Here is a 19548-nt window from a genome sequence, read left to right on the forward strand (position 1 = left end):
GTGTTAAAAAAAAGAGCTTTAATTTTGCCTTTCAATCACTGACTTACTCATGAGAAAAAAGATCTTACCGGGCCTGATCCTGGCCTTTTTACTGCCTTTAGCCAGCTTCGCCTGGGGGCCAAACGGGCACCGCATTGTAGCGGAGATTGCCTGGCAGCACCTGACCCCGCAGGCTAAAAAAGCCGTTGCCAACATCCTGGGGCGCCAAAGCCTGCCTATGATCGCTAACTGGCCGGATTTTATCAAATCCGACACCACCCACCAGTACGACCACACCAATACCTGGCACTATCTCGATTTCCCCGCCAATGTGGGCCGCGCAGCATTCGACAGCCTCCTGAAAGCGGCCACCGGAGAAAACCTGTACTCCCAGACGCAGGCCATGATCCGCGACCTGAAAAATAAGCACCTGTCCAAAGAGAAAAAACTTTTTGCCCTCACCTTCCTCGTTCACATGATGGGGGATATGCACCAGCCACTGCACGTGGGTCGTGATGAAGACATGGGGGGCAACAAAATCAGTGTAATGTGGTTCAACCAGCCTTCTAACCTGCACCGCGTGTGGGATGAACAGCTGATCGACTTTCAGCAGCTCAGCTACACAGAATACACCAGGGCTATCAACATCGCCACACCGGCGAGGGTAAAAGCATGGCAAAGCGGCACCATCGCCGACTGGATGTTTGAGTCCCACCTGCTGGCCGATAAAGTGTATGGCTACACCAAGCCGGATTCCAAGCTCAGCTATCGTTACAACTATGTGTTTGTGGAAGACCTGAACAACCAGCTCCTGAAAGGCGGCCTGCGTCTCGCAACCGTCCTGAATGGCATCTACAGATAATTCTCCCCCGCCGAAGTCCGGGCTACATAAAGAGAAAGCGGCCATCCCTGCTCGGGTGGCCGCTTTCTCTTTTTATGTTATCTGTTGGTCTATACCAGGTCGATATCAAAGTTCACCAGCTGAACAAACTGTTCCAGGCGGGTGGTCAGTTCTTCGTGTGTTACTTCCCTCAGGCGGGAAGTACCAAATTTCTCCACACAGAAGGAAGCCATGGCAGAACCTACGATGATGGCGGTCTTCATGTTTTCGAAAGAGATATCACGGGTTTTGGCCAGATATCCGATAAAACCGCCTGCGAAGGTATCACCTGCGCCGGTTGGGTCGTATACATCGTCCAGCGGCATGGCAGGAGCGAAGAACACGTGATTTTCGTGGAACAGCAGCGCACCGTGCTCTCCTTTTTTGATGATCAGGTAGCGGGGACCCATGGTGAGGATCTTTTTGGCCGCTTTCACGAGGGAGTATTCTCCGCTCAGCTGACGGGCTTCGCTGTCGTTCACCATCAGCACGTCCACTTTCTGCAGTACTTTCAGCAGATCGTCCAGGGCTGCTTCCATCCAGAAGTTCATGGTGTCCATCACGATCAGTTTAGGACGAACGGTCAGCTGTTCAATCACGCTCATCTGCACCTGCGGTGTGAGGTTGCCCAGGATCAGGAATTCGCTGCCCTGGTAGCTGTCCGGGATAACCGGGTTGAAGTCTGCCAGTACGTTCAGGTCAGTAACCAGCGAGTCGCGGGTATTCATGTCCATGTGGTACTTGCCGGACCAATAGAAAGACTTTTCCCCTTTCTTCACCTGTACTCCGTCCAGTGCCACACCTCTGGCAGTCAATGCGTCCATCTCCGCCTGCGGGAAATCTTCACCTACAACAGACACCTGATTCACTGGTTGCACGAAATTGGAGGCAGCCCATGCGATATAAGTGGCAGAACCGCCAATGATTTTTCCTGATTTACCAAAGGGCGTTTCAATTTCATCGAACGCCATTGTGCCTACGACTGTAAGAGCCATGTTACTTTCCTGAATTTTATTAGTTTAAAATTTAATACAAAGCCAGGCAAAGGTAACATCTTCCGGAGAAAGCAAAAAGGTTAAATCTTTACTGTTTTCCATGTACCGCGGCGGAATAACAGTACCCCCGCTACAGCCATTGCAGACTCGGCAATGGCGATAGCCCAGAAAACGCCCTGGGGGCCCCAGTGGAGCCATATAGACAGGGTATAGGCCAACGGCACCTGGAACATCCATAAAGCCACCAGATTAATGAAAGTAGGTGTGCGGGTATCCCCGGCGCCGTTAAACGACTGCGTGATCACCATACCATAGGCATAAAATACGTATCCGAGGCTCATGAGGCGCAAACATTGCACGCCATAAGTGATCACATCGGCCTCATGGGTAAACAGCCGGATGATGGCCGGCGCCCCTGCCAGGAAAACAACGCCCACAATGCCGAGGAAGATCATATTCAGAAAAGCTGCCCGCCATACCGATTTTTCCGCGCGGTCCGGCTGTTGCGCCCCCAGGTTCTGTCCTACCAGCGCCGCCGCGGCATTGGCCATTCCCCAGGCAGGCAGGATGGTAAAGATCACCACCCGGATGGCGATGGTATATCCCGCTACCGCATCTTTGCCGAAATGGGAGATGATCCTCACCAGGAAGATCCAGCTGGCAGATGCGATCAGCATCTGGGCGGTACTTCCGGCAGCCAGCTTCAGGACAGATACAATCGTGTCCCAGGCGGGCGACAGATGCTGTCTGGTAATTCGGATCAGGTCTTTACCACGTACCAGGTGGTATACCTGGTAACAAACACCCATGCCCCGCCCGATGAAAGTGGCCAGCGCAGCTCCTTTCAGGCCCATGGCCGACACCGGGCCCCACCCGTTGATCAGCAGCGGGCACAATATAATATTGAGGCCATTGGCCAGCCAGAGCGAACGCATGGCCAGCGCGGCGTCGCCGGCCCCCCTGAAAATACCGTTGATGAGAAACAACAATACAATAACGAGATTACCGGTCAGCAGTATTTTCGTATATCCGACGCCGTAATCTGCCACTTCCGCCGACGCACCCATCAGCAATAAAATATCCCGGGAGAAAACGAAGCCTACGATGCTGATGACCACCGACAGCACCAACGCTACATACAGCGCCTGCATGGCGGCATGGGCCGCTTCTTCAGGGTTCTTCTCACCGGTACGGCGCGCCACCACCGCGGTAGCGGCCATGCTCAGGCCCATCGCACAGGTGTATACCAGCGTCAGTACCGATTCCGTAAGTCCAACAGTAGTAATAGCATTCACGCCGAGGTGGCTCACGAAGAAAATATCTACTACGGCAAACAACGATTCCATGGCCATCTCCAGTACCATTGGTATGGCCAGTAAAAAAATAGCCCGGTTAATACTACCGGTGGTGAATTCTTTTTCAGTTCCGGCAACAGCGACGCGAAACAATTCAAAAAATTGAACAAGACGCAACTGCGCCCGTTTAAAGAAAGGCATGTCCAATAAGTTAATACGTGAAAGTCTGTGGCTGCAGGCAGCCATCATTAAAGGTTCTAAAGCGGGGAAAATGCGGTAGGTCCGCGAAATTAGTTTCTCATATGCTACTATTTTTACATCAGCAGGATGTAAAACAAAAGTAGCCGTTTTTTCGAAAAGTCAAAATTTCTGTAAAGAATATTTTGTGCAAGGGTTGTAACATTTAATGCTGTCTCTCGTTTAACATCACAGTAAGCGCGCTGAAACCTATAGGGAAACCAAAAAGTCAACTTATCCAATTTAACCTTCGTTAAAACAGACATCATGTTCATGTTTCACCAACACGCTCTCAAAACGGGAGTCGTAGCTGCTACTGTATTGGGCATAGCTTTCACCGCCTGCAACAAGGACGACAGTCCGCCTCCTGTTCCCGAACCGCGTAACATCACCTTTAAGTTACGGGGCACAGGCACCGATGCGGCCCGCGAAACAGGCGCTGTTACCATTACTGAAAATACGGACAGTTCCATCAACGTAATTTTAATGCTGGGTAAAAACAAGAAAGACACGGTACACCAGGTGTATTTCATTGGCGGCACCTATCTGGTACCTACAACGGACACGTTAAAAGCTGTAGACGCAAAAGGCAACGGAGGCCTCCTTGCAGTGGAACTGTTTAAAAACGTAAAGAAAGTTACCTTGAAACAGGCTGCAGGCGCTACCAAAGAAATACCTTTCCGGTATAACGATGCCGTTAAGTATGTGGCCCATCTCAAAGTAAAACACAGCCGTTTCTCTACAGACACCCTTACTATTGGTAACGTTGGCAAAGCCAATTAATTTTTATACCATTAAAACTGTTCTGGTATAGTGTGATGAAAAGAAATAGCCGGCTATCCGCCGGCTATTCTGTTGTTTTTATTAGGATATGGAAAACGATCAGGGTCTATTGCGACGACTGATTTTCGTTGGTATCATTCGTCAACACAGGCATCTGCTTGCGCAATACCTTGAACTCCGTACGCCTGTTTTGCTGACGGCCTTCCGGATTGTCTTTATGATTAGGCAATGAATTAGGTGCCACAGGACGGGATTTACCGTAGCCTTTAGCAATTAACCGCTGGGATGAAATGCCCTTGCTGATCAGGTAATCCACGCAGGACTGTGCACGGGACTGAGACAGTTTCATATTGAACTTGTCTGACCCCACACTGTCTGTATGCGCAGACATTTCTATCATCAGTTTCGGGTTGTCATTCAGCATGTCCACCACGGTGTCCAGCACAACTTTGGATTCGGGACGCAGGGTCGCTTTACCAAAATCATAATAGATATTGTTCAGGACAATCGGTTTCTCCACTTCATAGTGTTTGAGGCAGAGGGTTGGATTATCGAGTGAATCCACCCTGGTGAGTTCGTCTGATTTAAAGTAGAGGCTTTTGGTGAAGTAATTTTCTTTTTCAGCAACAATTTTATAATAACGCTGCGGGTCTACCTCGAAGGAGTAGCGTCCGGTAGCATCGAGTGTTATTTTCTTCAGTGTTTTCTGCCGTACCGTATCGAGCAGGGTGATGGTAGCGCCTGCAAGCGGCTGATGGGTATCACAGTCCACGATCAGGCCGCTGGCCATTTTCCGTATTCTTTTAATGCTGAATACTTCGAGGCAGCAAACGGATTCGCGGTCGGAGCTGATAAATCCTTCCGCGAAAGGGTGTGTATTGTCGATCGCGGAATAATAGATATCATCTTTGGGAGAATTCAATGGTTTGCCCATGTTTACCGGGTTTGACCAGGTACCGAAGTCACCTTCGCTCTGGAAGAAGTCCAGGCCACCGAGGCCTACGCGGCCGTCTGTACTGAATACCAGCACACTTTTCTCTGCGTCGTAAAAAGGCGCCTGTTCTTCATCTTTGGTATTGATGGTAGTTCCCATATTGCGGGCATTACCCGGGGCGTTGCTGTTCATCACACAATACCAGATATCGTATTTACCCATACCACCGGGCCTGTTGGATGCAAACAGCAGGTACTTGCCATCCGCTGTGATATAAGGCTGCATGGAGTTGTAACCATCCATATTGATATTGCTGCCCATTTTCTGCGGTTCGGACCAGCTACCATTCTGTTTGGTGCTCAGGTAGATATCGGCTTGTTTCATGCCATTTTTTACTGACCAGCGGGTCATATACATGGAGTTTCCATCGGGGGAGATGGAAGAAACGCCCTGATCATATCCTTTTGCAGCAGGGATTTTCAGTTTCTGGCTGTTGCCGAAATCGCTGCCGTTGCCACTGGCGGTATAGAGGTCATTTACATAAGGGGTCCCTTTCCGGTCTTTCTTTTTTTCCGGCTGACCGGTAGGGGTTACCGGTGTTTCTGCGCGGGAAGAGGTAAACATCAGTGTTTTTGCATCTACTACCACAGGTGCGTAGTTGGCCCCGCCTTCGTTCACATTGCCGGCCAGTTTCACGATGGTAAAACGGGGTTGTTTACCGGCTTCGCTCAAAGCAAATTCGCAGTTGGCGATTTCCAGCGGCACGCGGGTAGACAGTTCATCTGCACCGGTGTAGCTGGCTTTAAAATCATTGAACTGCTTCAGCGCCTCGTCATATTTCCCGTTGGCCCTGAGACATACGCCATACCAGTATTTGGCCTGAATGAACTGGGGATTATTGAACCCTACCACCTGGGAATACCAGGTCTCGGCATTTCCAAAATCATGATAAAGCCGGTAGGACTCCGCCAGCCGGGACACTACCTGCTGATAGTCTTTAAACTTACCGGTGGGCGGAGCTGCGTTGGCGACGGCATAAGGTAATATCTGTTCCGGTTTCACCTTAAAAGTACCGAGTGCTTTATTGTAATACTGTGCTGCCGAATAATAGTCCCTGGCGTTGTAATATACGTCTGCCGTATGTTTGAAATCAACTACGTATTGCGCCTGTATCGAATTAATCAGCCCTGCAAAAATTACCAGTACAAGAAGTGTAATTTTTTTCATGAAGGTTCTAATTCTATGGTCTGGAGAAATATGGTATCCACTTCTGTTTATATCCACTTGTAAAACTATATCCCTATAATCTCGGGCAGATGAAGTATTCTTCATTCAACACCCTTCTTTTCCTGCTGATAAAGGACAGGGATACTTCAAAGCTCTGGCTGCCGTTGACAAGGCGGCGCATATTTGAAGTGTTGGTGTCATAGCTGAGGCCCAATACAAAACCTTTGAAATGGAAGCCGGCAAAAGGAATGACTGCATCGTTAAAGCGGTAGTTTCCACCTACCAGGAAATCGAATTCGGGATTTACCAACAGTTGTGCGTACATGCCGGCCACTATTTCTTCGGCGTTCCCCTGGCGCATGTACAGGCCGGTAGGGGTAAGGCTTACTGCATCGTTTATTTTTATTTTGGTACCACCGTGAACGAGGTAGCGCACCGGCAGTTTCTTTTCTTCACCGGTACCGCCGGAGAACGGATCTTTGGGACCGGTGAGGTGTGCCGCTGCAAATCCCACAAACGGATTGAGCATGTGATTAGGATTGCCGTCAAAAAACATGGCACCGGCTCCGGCGTCAAAAACGGTGGAAGAAGTAGTTGTTACATTTTCACCATTGGCGATGCTGGGATCGAAACCTATGGTGGGTTTGTACTGGCTGCCCGTCTGGAATTTGGCCGGATCCACGCGGCGGTTGATGACACCTGCCTGGATACCGAATACGATCTGGCTGGTTTTGGTTTGCCCGAACCGTACGCCGGTATAAGATACGTTGGCCATGGCGTTGAAGAAATTGTATCCTGCATCGCCGGCAGACATATTGAGGACATTAAGGCCTACGCCAATATTTTTATCAGTGGCGGCGTCGACGGAAACACCGGCGGTAGAGAAGGGTTTTCCATAGTTTGCCCACTGGTTGCGGTAGTTCCCGGAGATCCGGTAATCTCCGTCAATCACGCCTGTCAACGCGGGATTGAGCCACATTGGATAGGCGTAATACTGGGAGAAGTGTGGGTCTACCTGTGCAAAAGACTGCCAGGGCAACAAACTGCTCCATAAAAGTACTGCAACAATAAAGATCCTTTTCATAGGAACATTTTTTACTTGTTCAAAATTGCCGGGGTGCAGACCGGTGCCTGGCATGCACCCCGGCTAGTTTATTATTTATTAATCTACGGGTTTCTGTTCCTGTCGTTTACCGCATGAGGGTAACGTTACCTTTCTTCGTGATGATCTGTCCATCCTGCATAGTCGCCCTCACGATGTATACATACACACCTACCGGTTGTTTTTGTCCGCTCATCGTACCATCCCATCCCTGACGTTGGTCTTTGGAGGTGAATACCAGCTGCCCCCATTGGTTGTACACTCTGAATTCGAGCTGGGCGATAGCTGTTCCGTACACATACAACACATCGTTGACGCCGTCGCCGTTCGGACTGAAGAGGTTCGGTATGAAGATGTTGTTGCCTTGCGGGTTGGATGTTGTACAAGTAACGCTACCCAACGCGCTGGTTTGACAATCGCTGGAGCCGATGGCCCTTACACCGAACTTCAGGAGCTGGTTAGGCTGCAGGTTGATCACGGTATGCGATGTACCGTTCGGGCCGGTGCTTGGTGCGATGAATGTAGCGCCATTGTCGAGGGTCACTTCGTAGCGTACAGCACCAGGAACAGCGTTCCAGCTGAAGGTGACGCTGGTGGCGGTGATGCTGGTGGCCACCACGTTCGGTGTAGCCAGCGGTTGCAGCATGCTAACGATCGCTGTTGTTCTTGCACCCACACCTGTACAGCCACCGGAGGCGCTTGCCGCTTCCACATAGTAGGTAGTGGTGGTATTCAGTGCTGGTGTGGTGAACACCGGACCAACAAATGTTGGTGTGCCGCCTGTTGGTGTTGTGTACCAGTTGAAGGTGACGCCTGGTGTAGTTGAACTGGCTGTCAGCGTGGCTGTTTTACCCGGGCAGATACCGTTTTCGTTGCCGGTAACTGTCGGTGCGGCCGGTGCGTTGATCAGCTGAACACTTACAGCGGTGCGGGTTGCACTCGGGCAGCCGTTAGCGTTAGTGGCTTCCACATAGTACATCGCATTTGCGGTAACCGGTGGCGTTGTAAAGCTGCTGCCGGTTGATATGGCTGTTCCGCCGGTTGCGGTAGTATACCATTTGTAGGTGAGTGCTGCGTTCGGGCTTTGTACATTCAGTGTCACGGTCTGGCCCTGACAAGTCTGGAGCGTAGCGTTTGCCACTGCCGGTACAGCCGGAGCCGCATTTACAGTAACGTTCACCGCTGTTCTGCTGGCGCTCACACAACCACCGCTGGTAGCAGCTTCGAGGTAGTAAGTCGCGTTAGCGGCCGGTGTGATGGTGTAGTTAGCACCGATGAATACTGGTGTACCGCCTGTTGGTGCAGTGTACCATTTGTAGATCACGCCGGTGATGCTGTTCTTCACAGACAGGGTGATGGTCTGGCCTGCGCAGGTTGTTTTCGGATCTGCCAGCGGAGCGTCGATGGTAGTGATCACCGTTGCTGTTACGCCAGCGCGGGAGCTTCCGCAGCCTTTGTTGTTGACTGCCGCCACGTAGAAGGTAGTGGTGGTGGTCAGCGGGCCGGTGGTATAGCTTGTACCGGTAGCCAGCAGTGTGCCATTGGCCGGGGCGCTGTACCAGTTGTAGGTCAGTGCAGGGTCCGGGTTCTGGATACTGAAGGTGGCGGTACCGCCGATGCAGATGGTCAGGTTATTGGCCGCTACAGTCGGCATGGCCGGTGCAGGGTCTACGTTCACGGTTACACCTGTCCTGGTGGCGCTGGAGCAACCGGTGCCGATATTGGCCTGTACGTAGTAGGTAGTCGTGCTGTTGACAACCGGTATGTTATACACTTCACCGGTGAAGAGCAGGGTACCACCTGTTGCGGCGTCATACCAGCGATAGATAAACCCAGGCTGTGCGTTCTTCACAGACACTGTTACACCGGTGCCGGCGCAGGTCCTGAGGCTGGTGGCAGTTACTTCCGGAGCAGCAGGAGCGGAGGTCACTGTCACAGTGGCTTTCACCCTTGCAGAAGGATTGCCGCACTGTGCAGGATCGCCTGTAGCTTCCACATAGAAGTCTGTTGTGGTGGTCAGCGGCCCTGTTGTATATATCGGTCCGGTGAAGACGGATGTGCCGCCTGTCGGAACGGTGTACCATTTGTACGTGATATTGTTTGCAGGAGAGATCACGCGCAGCGTTGCGGTAGATCCTGTGCAGACAGTCAGTGCATTGGATTCGAGTACCGGTGTTGGTGCGGTGCCCACGCTCACGGTCACTTTAGCTCTTACCGGGCTCGCGCAGGTACCGTTGCTGGCTTCCGCATAGAAGTCGGTGGTCACTGCCAGCGGGCCGGTGGAGAAGGTGGTGCCGGTTCCGAGCTGGGTACCGCCGGTAGCGGCGCTGAACCATTTATAGGTAGTACCAGCCACGGGGTTCTGAATACTCAGGGTTACAGAGCCGCCAGCGCACACACTCAGTGAAGTGGCTGTGACGGTCGGTGTAGCCGGCGCTGTATTCACTTTAATTGGGATGGCAGTTCTTGGGCCACCGCAGCCTCCGCAGGTGGTGCAGCTGCCGCCGATCACCGCTCTTACATAGTAAGTGGTGCTGCTGTCAGCATTGAAGGTATAGCTGGTACCGGTAAATAACAGGTTGCCATCTATATCGCTCCACTGGTACCTGATGCCTGTCTGCGGGCTCTGTACGGTCAGCGTTACACTGGAGCCCGTGCAGGTATTGATGGATGCAGGTGTTACCACTGGCGCCGGCGGTGCGGGTACTACAGTAACGGTACCGGCAGTGCGGGCTGATGGTGCGCCACACTTGGTGATATCACCTACCGCTTCCACATAGTAAGTGGTAGTGGCTGCCAACGGCGGCGTAATGAATACCGGTCCGGTAAAGATCGCGGTACCGCCTGTTGGTGTGGTATACCATTTATACGTGAGCGCGTTGTCCGGGTTGAGGATCATCAATGTTCCCGGGTTGTTCTGACAAGTGGTGACATTGCTGGCTACCAGTACCGGTGTTGGTGCGGTGCCTACGCCGATGGATATTTTCACACGGGTAGTGTCGCTGCAGCTGCCGGCGGAAGCCTGTACATAGAAGTCTGTAGACACTGTCAGGTTTCTCGCGATGTATACCGGTCCGGTGAAGAGCGCGGTACCTCCCGTGGCCACGTTGTACCAGCGGTAAGTAAGGGTATTTACCGGGTTCTGTACGGAGAGGACTACGGAGTCACCTGCACAGATATTGGTATTGGAAGCAGAGATGGTCGGCGTTTGCACGCTGGTGAGATTTACATTCACCGCTTTCGCTGTACCGGCTGCATTTGCGCAGCTGTTGCTTCCTTCTACGGTCACATAGTAGGTAGTGTTGGCCGTAATCACCGGTGTGGTGTAAGACGCTCCGGTAAACAGCAGTGTTTGCAGGGTAGCCTCTTTGTACCATTTGAATACCGGGTTGGTCACGGTAGTACTGGAAGCCGTCAGGGTGACGGTTGTTTTCGCACATATGGTGGTGTCTCTTGCGATGACGTCAGCAGCCGCGGAGCGTTTGTTCACGGTCACGTGTGCTGCTTTCAGGTCGCCGGCTGCATTTTCACAGTTACCGGCGCTGCTTACGCTCACGTAGTAGGTGTAGGTGCCTTGTGCGAGGCCGGAGATGGTCAGCACGCCGGCTGCGCTAACACCTTGTGTGATCGGACCGGTCTTATCCGGATTAGCGTACCATTTGAATACCGGGTTCTGCACGGTAGCAGAAGTCGGTGTGAGTCTGGCGGTATCACCTGCGCAGATGTTCTGGTCTGTCACGTTGATATCGGCTGCTGTAGCAGCGTTGGTCACCATCAGGGTGATGACGGCGCGGGCGCCGGCGTTTGCACAGTTATTGGCGTTCACGCCTTCTACATAGAACTTATAAGTGCCTACGGCGAGGTTGGCCGGAGTGGTGTATGTATTGGTATTGGAGGCCAGTTTGGCGCCGCCGGTGGCAGCATCGTACCAGTTGAAGTTAACACCTGGTACAGCGTTTACGCTGAGGGTAACCGGTGTGTTCACGCAGGTGGTAACGCTGTCTTTGGTGGCAACCGGAGTGGCCGGAGTACCGTACACGGTTACTGTTGCAGGCAGGGAAGCTGCGCCGCTACAGTTGTTTCTCATGGCCCTTACCGTATAAGTGTAGGTACCGGAGTCGAGGGTCGGTGATGTCAGGTAGGCGATGCTGTCGAGCAGGTGGTTGCCATTGCTGTCGTACCAGCCGTAGGTAACGCCTGCCGCAGGGTTCACCACTTTGAGGGTAGCCTGCTGACCTTTACAGATGCTGCTGTTGGTCACCTGTACGGTAGGCTGAACGATCGCACGTTGTGCGTAGTTGAAGCCTACTTCGGTGAGGGCGCCTGCGATACCGGATTTCAGTTTCACTTCCACACCAGTGAATGGTTTGGTTGGTACGAAGGACAGCAGCGCGCTTCTGCCACCACTGAGCAGGTTGATATTAACGAGCGGGTTGGACACCAGTACGGAGTCACCGGCTGTAGTACCATTGTAGGATGTCAGCTGCAAGCTTGCCAGTAAGGCGGCAGAGAGCACCTGGCCTGGGTTGGTGACCATTACTTTCACGGTATCGCCCGGAGTGGAGACACCGTTGAAGAAGGCCCTTTCCCAAACGGAGGCATTCAGTATGCCGAGGTCTATTACGAGGGAAGAGTAAGTATTGGCGCTGTTGTCAACTGCCAGTTGCGGGTTGTACACATTGCCCAGCACGAGGAGGCCGGAGCCGCCGATGGTAAAGGAGCTTGCGCCTTCGCAAGGCACAGGGTCCTGCCTGTCGGTAATGGTGACCGCTGTTACCGGTACTCTTGCGGAAGAGCAGGAGCCGCCGGGGATGGCTGCTACCACCCAGTAGGTTTTAGTACCCACGGTAGCGGAAGCCGGTGCGGCAAACTGTGCTCCTTTAAACAGGGTGTCTGTGGCCGTCTGTGTAGCGAACCAGTAGAACTGCGCATTAGCGGTAGAAGCAGATGCAGTGAATACCGGTTGCTGGTTGACTACCACGGTGTCAGGGTTCGGTGTTACGGTCGGAGCAGGCAGGGTAGCTGCGGTGCTCACGTTAACAGCTGTCCTGGTAGCAGAGGTGGTGTTACAGCTGTCGTTGAACGCCTCTACATAGTAGGTGGCAGCAGCTGTTACATTGACCACTTTATACGTAAATCCGCTGTCGGCGTTCAGTTTGGTGCCGCCGGTAGCTACGTTGTACCAGTTGTAGGTGTATCCTGCCAGCGGGTTGGCAATGGCCAGTACCGCGTCTGAACCCGGACAAACTTTCACATCATTGGATTGTACGGTCGGTGCAACCGGAGCAGCGGCCACTTTCACAGCCACCTGCGTTCTTGCGGCGCTTGCGCAACCGTTGCGGAAAGCTTCCACGAAGAAGCTGGTATCTGCCGTCAGCGCGCCGGTAGTCAGGGCAGCGCCATCTTTACCGGTGAGGTAAGTACCGTTGGAAGTATACCAGCGGTAAGTGATGCCTGCCACCGGATTCTGTACGTTGAGCGTAGCCGTGCTACCTGCGCAAACAGCTACCTGGGCAGCCTGTACAGCAGGTTTGGCCAGTGCGCGCTGTGCGTAGTTGAAGCCGATTTCTGTGAGGGCACCCACGAGGCCGGATTTCAGTTTCACCTGTACGGCATCGAATGGTTTGGTCGGTACAAATTCGGCGATTGCCTGCGTACCGTTGCTCAGGAGACTGAGTTTCACCAGCGGATCGCTGACGGTCACAGAATCCTGCGGAGCGTTACCATTATAAGTAGTCAGTTGAACACCGCCCAGCAGGGATGCAGACAATACCACGCCCGGATCAGAGAGCAATACCCTTACGGTGTCGCCAGGAGCGGAGAGACCGTTGAAGCCTGCTTTTTCCCATACCTCTGCATTCAGTACGCCGAGATTGATCACGAGAGACGCTGCTGTGCTGGCATCGTTGTCTACCGCCAGCTGCGGGTTGTATACGTTGCCCAGTACGAGGAGACCGCTGCCGCCGATAGTTTGGGTGGTAGCGCCTTCACAAGGCACTGGTGTTGGTGTGTTAAATGTTCCGTACACCACTACTGCCGGCACGCGGATAGAAGAGCAGGAACCATTGATGGAGGCTTTCACCCAGTAGGTTACAGTGCCCGGCGTGTTTCGGGTAGGCGGTGCGTAGATCGGACCGGTAAACAGGCTGTCGTTGCCAGTCTGGCTGCCATACCAGGTGAATACCACGTTGGCGGCGTTGGAGGTGGCTTTGAGAACGGCTTGTGTGCCAATGTTTACAGAGTCCGGATTAGGTGTCACCACTGGTGCGCTCAGGGAAGCAGAGATCACGATATGGAAGGCTTGTCTCGGAGAAACAGCACCACAGGTGCTTACCGCTTCCACATAGAAAGTGGTGTCTTTGGTGATATTTGGTACGTTAAATACGTATCCGCTGTCGGCATTCAGTTTGGTGCCGCCAGTGGCCACGTTGTACCAGTTATAGGTAAGCTGGTTGTTCGGATTGGTTACCGCCAGTGCAGCGCTGGTACCAGGACAGAGGTTGAGCGTCTGGTCAGGACCGGGCACTACAGGCGCCGGAGACACGGTAACGTTTACGGGTACACGGTCAGGGTTAGCGCAATTGTTGGCGCCTACCGCCTGTACGTAGTAAGTAACGGTACCCGGTGTTCTCAGGGTATCGGTAGTATAAGTGTTCTGGCTGCTCAACACGGTGGTGCTGGTGGCGCTTGCGTACCAGCGTACGGTGGTGCCGGCAGCAGGTGTTACAGACAGTGTTGCTTTTTGGTTCACGCATACGGTATCGCCGGTGCCGCTGATAGTCGGGTTCGGATACAGGATGCGGGCGCCATAGATATCAATGGAGTTGAGCAGGTTGGCGAGACCGGTCAGTTTCACTTCCACGCGGTCGTAAGTACCGGTGGCTGCCACGGTAGCAGAGAATTGCTGGCCGCTCAGCAGACGGAGCGTCAGCAGGTCAGCCAGGGTATCTGCTTTCACGGCAGTAGTACCATTGTATTGGGTGATCACCACGCCGCCAAACAGGCTCACATCTGCCAGGCCGCCCGGAGCCGCCATGGTGAGACGGATGCTGTCGCCAGCTGCGCCCGGGTTCGGGAAGATGAGTTTCTGGAATACAGAACCACCGAGTAAGCCTACCGGTATATTCAGGCGGGTGAAGTTAGTTTGAGAACTGTCGATGTCATTGGTCGGATTCTGTACGGAGCAGAGTATGCAACCGAGGGTAGTACCGGAAGTCTGGCTGGTCGGCACATTACAATCCGGGGAAGGAATTACCGGACCGGTTACTTCTACGTTTACACGTACCCGTGCAGAAGAGCAGGCGCCGGGGATGCTTACTGCAGCGAAGTAGCTGTAAGTGCCCGGATTATTGAACGGACCTACCACGAAGCTGGTACCGGTACCGGCGATGGTAGTGGTAGTGGAGTCAGCGTACCAGTTGATCACTGCACCCGGAACCGGGGACGCGGTCAGCGTTGCCTGTTGACCGGTAGCTACTACTACAGTACCTGTTACCACCGGGGTTGCAGGAGCATTTACTACGCTCACAACTGCCCGTTTCAGTGCACCTGCAGCATTTTCACAACGGCCTGTACCACTCACAGCCACATAATAAGTATAGTTGCCCTGCGCGAGGCCGGTGATGGAGAGGTTGCCCACGCTGTCTAAAGCGTAGTGTACCGCACCTTCTGTAAGACCATTGGTTATAGCGGTTGTTTTATTAGCGTCTTTATACCAGGTGAATACCGGGTTGGTAACAGTGGTAGATGTTGGTTTCAGCAGGGCGACATTGCTCACGCAGCCGAGAGTGGTATCGGCCAGGTTGATGTCTGCCGCAGTGGCCAACGGATTCACGACTACGTTAACGGCTATACGGCCAGGGTTAGCGCAATTGTTCGCGCCTACCACCTGTACGTAGTAGGTTACTTTACCGGGTGTTCTCAGGGTATCAGTAGTATAAGTGTTCTGGCTGCTCAATACGGTGGTGCTGGTAGAATCTGCGTACCAGCGCACTGTAGTACCGGCAGCAGGCGTTACCGCCAGCGTCGCTTTCTGGTTCACGCATACGGTATCGTCCGTACCGCTGATAGTCGGGTTCGGGTACAGGATGCGGGCGCCGTAGATATCAATGGAGTTGAGCAGATTAGCGAGACCTGTCAGTTTCACTTCCACGCGGTCATAAGTACCGGTGGCTGCTACGGTAGCGGAGAATTGCTGACCGCTCAACAGACGCAGTGTCAGCAGGTCGGCCAGGGTATCTGCTTTTACGGCAGTAGTACCATTATATTGGGTAATCACCACGCCACCCAACAGGCTTACATCCGCCAGGCCGCCCGAAGCTGCCATGGTCAGACGGATGCTGTCGCCAGCTGCGCCCGGGTTCGGGAAGATGAGCTGTTGGTATACAGAACCGCCGAGTAAACCTACCGGTATGTTCAGGCGGGTGAAGTTGGTTTGAGAGCTGTCGATGTCATTGGTTGGATTCTGTACGGAGCAGAGTACGCAACCGAGGGTGGTACCGGACACCTGTGTAGTCGGCACATTACAATCCGGAGAAGGAATGACCGGGCCGGTCACTTCTACGTTTACACGTACCCGTGCAGAAGAGCAGGCGCCGGGGATGCTTACTGCAGCGAAGTAGCTGTAAATACCAGGATTACTGAACGGACCTACCACGAAGCTGGTACCTGTACCGGCGATGGTGGTGGTAGTGGAATCGGCGTACCAGTTGATCACCGCACCCGGAACAGGAGAGGCGGTGAGGGTTGCCTGTTGACCGGTAGCTACCACTACAGTGCCGGTTACCACTGGTCCGGCCGGTGCGTTCACGATGCTTACGACAGCAGGCTTCAGTGCGCCTGCTGCGTTTTCACAACGGTTGGAACCGCTCACGGCTACATAATATGTATAGTTGCCCAGTGCCAGACCGGTGATGGTGAGGTTACCCACGCTATCCAGCGCGTAGTGTACCGCACCTTCTGTGAGGCCGTTGGTGATGGCAGTTGTTTTATTAGCGTCTTTATACCAGGTGAATACTGAATCCAATACTGTAGTAGCGGTAGGTTTCAGCACAGCAGTATTGCTCACGCAGCCGAGGGTGGTATCAGCGATATTGATATCTGCGGCGGTAGCCAGTGTATTCACAGTAACAACAACTGGTATACGATCAGGGTTAGCGCAACCGTTGGTGCCGATTACCTGTGCCCAGTAAGTTACAGTACCGGCGGTGTTGAGTACCGGTGTAGTATATGGATTGGGGCCCAGGGCTGTAGTAGTGGTGGAGTCAGCATACCACTGAACGCTGGTGCCCGGCGCCGGTGTGGCGGTGAGGGTGGCAGTGGAACCAACGCAGGCCTGTACGTTACGTACCAGTGTGGTCGGGTTGGGGCTGATGATGCGCGCACCATATATATTCACTGCATTCAGCAGGTTCAGGGTACCGGTCATTTTCACTTCCACGCGGTCAAACACGCCTCTGGCCGGGATGGTCACATAACCCCTGGTGCTGGTGAGCAGTGTAAGATGGAGAAGTTGGGTGAGGGTATCTCTCGCCACGACAGTGGTTCCATTGGCCACGGTCAGCACTACGCCGCCCAGGAGCGATACGTCTGCGAGGCCGCCGGGGAATTCCAGATCAAACCGGATGCTGTCTAACGCGGCGCCGGGTTGCGGGAAGATAAGCTGTTGAAAAGCAGCGCCGCCCAGCAGACCTACCGGTACGCTCAGTTGCGTGAAGTTGGCCGGATCACTGTCCACCGAGAAGGTTGGATTGTTAATGGAACAAAGCACACAACCGAGGGTCGTGCCGGATGCCTGTTGTGTTGCAGCGTTACAGGAAACAGGCGTACCTGCGGTAGTAACGGTCACATCTACACGAATTCTTGCGGAAGAGCAACCACCGGCAAGACGAACACCCACAAAATAGGTATGTACACCCGGGGTAGGGAACGGACCTACATTATAGGAAGGGCCGGTAGCCACGGGCGCCAGTGTGGTGTCTGTATACCACTCGATGGTGCCACCTGGTGCGGAGGCCGTCAGCGTGATCGGCTGGTTCACGATACCGGAAACGCTGGAAGCGGTTACCGGCGGCAGCGGGCTGGTGCCGACTGTAACGGTGGCGGAAGCCAGTGCGCCAGCCTGATTTTCACAATGGGTACTGTCAGTGATACTTACATAGAAAGTGGTAGACGGAGCAGTGAGCCCTGTGATGGTGAGTTTACCGGTAGCGGCGTCGATCGCGTAGCTGATGGCGCCTTCCACCAGTCCATCGGTGATCTGGGTGGTTTTATTAATGTCTTTATACCATTTGAAGGTAGCGGTACCGGACGGGTTGGTAGCAGTAGGTGTAATGGAAGCAGTGTTTGCGCAGACAGCGGTAGTGGGCGGCACTGTGATATCAGCGGCAGTAGCGAAGTTGTTGACAAGGACTGTCACCAGCGCTTTAGCTGATTCAGAGGCGGAGCAGGTTTTCAGGCTGGCAGACACATAATACCGGAAAGCGCCGGCCGTAGCGGCAGGGGCCTGGAAGCTGGAGCCGGAGCCTACCACAGTTGTCTGGGTAGAATCGTACCAGGTATAGTTATAATTAACATTGTCAGGATTGCTTACACTCAGCGTGATCGGCGTACCCAGACAGGTGGTTTTAACGACGGAGCCGCCGGTAGTGGCCGGTGAGGGGCTGAACCGTTGAATTTCGTTCACATTTAGGGTGGCGAGTCCGCTGACGATAGCGCCGAACCGGACCTGTATATGGTCGAACACTCCCGAAGAAGCGAAGGTGAGGGTTTGGGGCCCCGACCCTCCCGAGAGCAGGTCTATTTTGAGCAGGGCGCTGCTGCCTGTCAGGGAATCCACTACGGTGCCCTGGTTATAGGTGACGATAGTGATGGCGTTCAGTAGCTGAGCGCTTAGCAGCGCGCCGGCGTTGGAAGTCACGATACGAACAGAGTCGCCGGCTTTTGACAGTCCGGGATATACCGCAGTTAATTGTGTATAGCTATCTGCCAGGGTGGTGCTTACCGCGGAGAACATTTGAGCGAAGGTGGCCACGTTGCCGTCCACTGCGTTGGGTGCATTGGTTACGGAGCCTACGCCTGCCAGTGTGCCGTTCACGCCATACAATACATCGATGGGGGTATTACAGTTGATGGTGCCGGTGGCCGGTGTATTATAATAGGCAGCATATACATTAATATTCACGAGCGCAGAGAGCAGGTCAGCCCGGATAGATACGCGTACTCTGTCGTACGCTGCACCCGGAGCGGGAATAAACACTTCTGCCTGGTTACCGCTGGCAAGGAGGTTGAGCAATGCATTTGTAACAGGGGCCGGGGAGCCGACCGGAGTATTGCCGTTATAGGCTTGTACACTGATAGAGCCAGCGAGCGCCAATGACAATGCATCTCCTGCGCCGATTTTTACCACTGCCGGAGTAGAACCCGTCGGAAGCTGGCCTGCAGGGAAGATCAGCGTTTGGGAAACAGTTACCTGTCCCAATACGCTCAACACCACTGGTGCTGATATCTGGGAGGACGTCTGCAGAAAGTTGCCGGTAACATCCACCGCATTGCCGGGGTTATTGACACCGCACAACGCACATAAGCCAATACCGGTGATATCCACCGCATTGGTTTGTGTAGTCGCATATACACGTTGTGTTTGCGTTTGCGCCATTGCCGGTTGTGCTATCATTCCGAAGGCCGTCAGCAGTAACAGCAGATTTCCCAGGAACAAACGGGTATGCCTTTTGAAGAAGAGTAACACAGGTGTGTTCAAGGCACTCTTCGCCCAGGACCGGGTAATAGGGGCAGCAATAAAAGGGCAATTAGGAGTAGTGTTTGAATGCATAGCACCAGATATTAAAATAAAACGATATTCATTTTGCAATGAATTACAAATTACTCTGGCGGCAGGATAGGTTATGACGTGGCTATATGACAAATGATAAAAAGTGAGGTGGTTGATGTATCCTACTTTCAATCATATGTTAAAGGATTGCAAAAACGTTACGAATGTATAGTGAAGCGGGGGATAAAAGGTGGTTCATTTTAGTTCATTTTGACCGGCAGCGTCCCTTTCGTTCATTCTAAAATTTCATTGTTCAGTTTGTTCATTTTGGTGACGACGGTCACCT

7 protein-coding genes are annotated in these 19548 nt (G+C 53.2%); 2 read left to right on the forward strand and 5 right to left on the reverse strand.

Annotated features, from left to right (window positions below):
- Positions 1-49 precede the first annotated feature (49 nt).
- Complete coding sequence (locus tag B5D63_RS14305) at positions 50-841, forward strand: S1/P1 nuclease (RefSeq protein ID WP_143312908.1); 792 nt, start codon at positions 50-52, stop codon at positions 839-841.
- 89 nt (positions 842-930) lie between these two features.
- On the opposite strand, the gene B5D63_RS14310 is transcribed toward B5D63_RS14305, so the two are convergent.
- Both B5D63_RS14310 and B5D63_RS14315 read right to left on the reverse strand, forming a co-directional pair.
- The gene (locus tag B5D63_RS14310; protein WP_078669464.1) at positions 931-1854 is read right to left on the reverse strand and encodes a PfkB family carbohydrate kinase; all 924 of its coding nucleotides are present in this window, start codon (positions 1852-1854) and stop codon (positions 931-933) included.
- A gap of 80 nt (positions 1855-1934) precedes the next feature.
- Positions 1935-3350, reverse strand: coding sequence for an MATE family efflux transporter (locus tag B5D63_RS14315; protein ID WP_078669465.1), 1416 nt, complete (start codon positions 3348-3350; stop codon positions 1935-1937).
- 303 nt (positions 3351-3653) lie between these two features.
- Here B5D63_RS14315 and B5D63_RS14325 point away from each other — a divergent pair, with 303 nt between their 5' ends.
- Complete coding sequence (locus B5D63_RS14325) at positions 3654-4169, forward strand: hypothetical protein (RefSeq protein WP_078669467.1); 516 nt, start codon at positions 3654-3656, stop codon at positions 4167-4169.
- A gap of 106 nt (positions 4170-4275) precedes the next feature.
- Here the strand turns inward: B5D63_RS14325 and B5D63_RS14330 are convergent, their stop codons facing one another.
- The 3 genes from B5D63_RS14330 to B5D63_RS14340 form a co-directional block, all read right to left on the reverse strand.
- Complete coding sequence (locus B5D63_RS14330; protein ID WP_159456026.1) at positions 4276-6330, reverse strand: OmpA family protein; 2055 nt, start codon at positions 6328-6330, stop codon at positions 4276-4278.
- A 73-nt stretch (positions 6331-6403) separates the two neighbouring features.
- Positions 6404-7414 carry a PorP/SprF family type IX secretion system membrane protein gene (locus tag B5D63_RS14335; protein ID WP_078670324.1) on the reverse strand — a complete coding sequence of 337 codons (1011 nt, stop codon included), beginning with the start codon at positions 7412-7414 and terminating at the stop codon, positions 6404-6406.
- Between the two features lie 106 nt (positions 7415-7520).
- A complete protein-coding gene (locus B5D63_RS14340; protein WP_143312909.1) occupies positions 7521-19262 on the reverse strand; it encodes an Ig-like domain-containing protein in 11742 nt (3913 codons plus the stop codon).
- Positions 19263-19548: the final 286 nt, after the last annotated feature.

This window comes from Chitinophaga eiseniae (assembly GCF_900167135.1).
Taxonomy (GTDB): domain Bacteria; phylum Bacteroidota; class Bacteroidia; order Chitinophagales; family Chitinophagaceae; genus Chitinophaga; species Chitinophaga eiseniae.

Excerpts from the sequence above, each read along its gene's own strand:
- B5D63_RS14335 (WP_078670324.1), bottom strand. The coding sequence starts at position 7,414 with ATGAAAAGGATCTTTATTGTTGCAGTACTTTTATGGAGCAGTTTGTTG.
- B5D63_RS14315 (WP_078669465.1), bottom strand. The coding sequence starts at position 3,350 with ATGCCTTTCTTTAAACGGGCGCAGTTGCGTCTTGTTCAATTTTTTGAA.
- B5D63_RS14310 (WP_078669464.1), bottom strand. The coding sequence starts at position 1,854 with ATGGCTCTTACAGTCGTAGGCACAATGGCGTTCGATGAAATTGAAACG.
- B5D63_RS14330 (WP_159456026.1), bottom strand. The coding sequence starts at position 6,330 with ATGAAAAAAATTACACTTCTTGTACTGGTAATTTTTGCAGGGCTGATT.
- B5D63_RS14340 (WP_143312909.1), bottom strand. The coding sequence starts at position 19,262 with ATGCATTCAAACACTACTCCTAATTGCCCTTTTATTGCTGCCCCTATT.
- B5D63_RS14305 (WP_143312908.1), top strand. The coding sequence starts at position 50 with ATGAGAAAAAAGATCTTACCGGGCCTGATCCTGGCCTTTTTACTGCCT.
- B5D63_RS14325 (WP_078669467.1), top strand. The coding sequence starts at position 3,654 with ATGTTCATGTTTCACCAACACGCTCTCAAAACGGGAGTCGTAGCTGCT.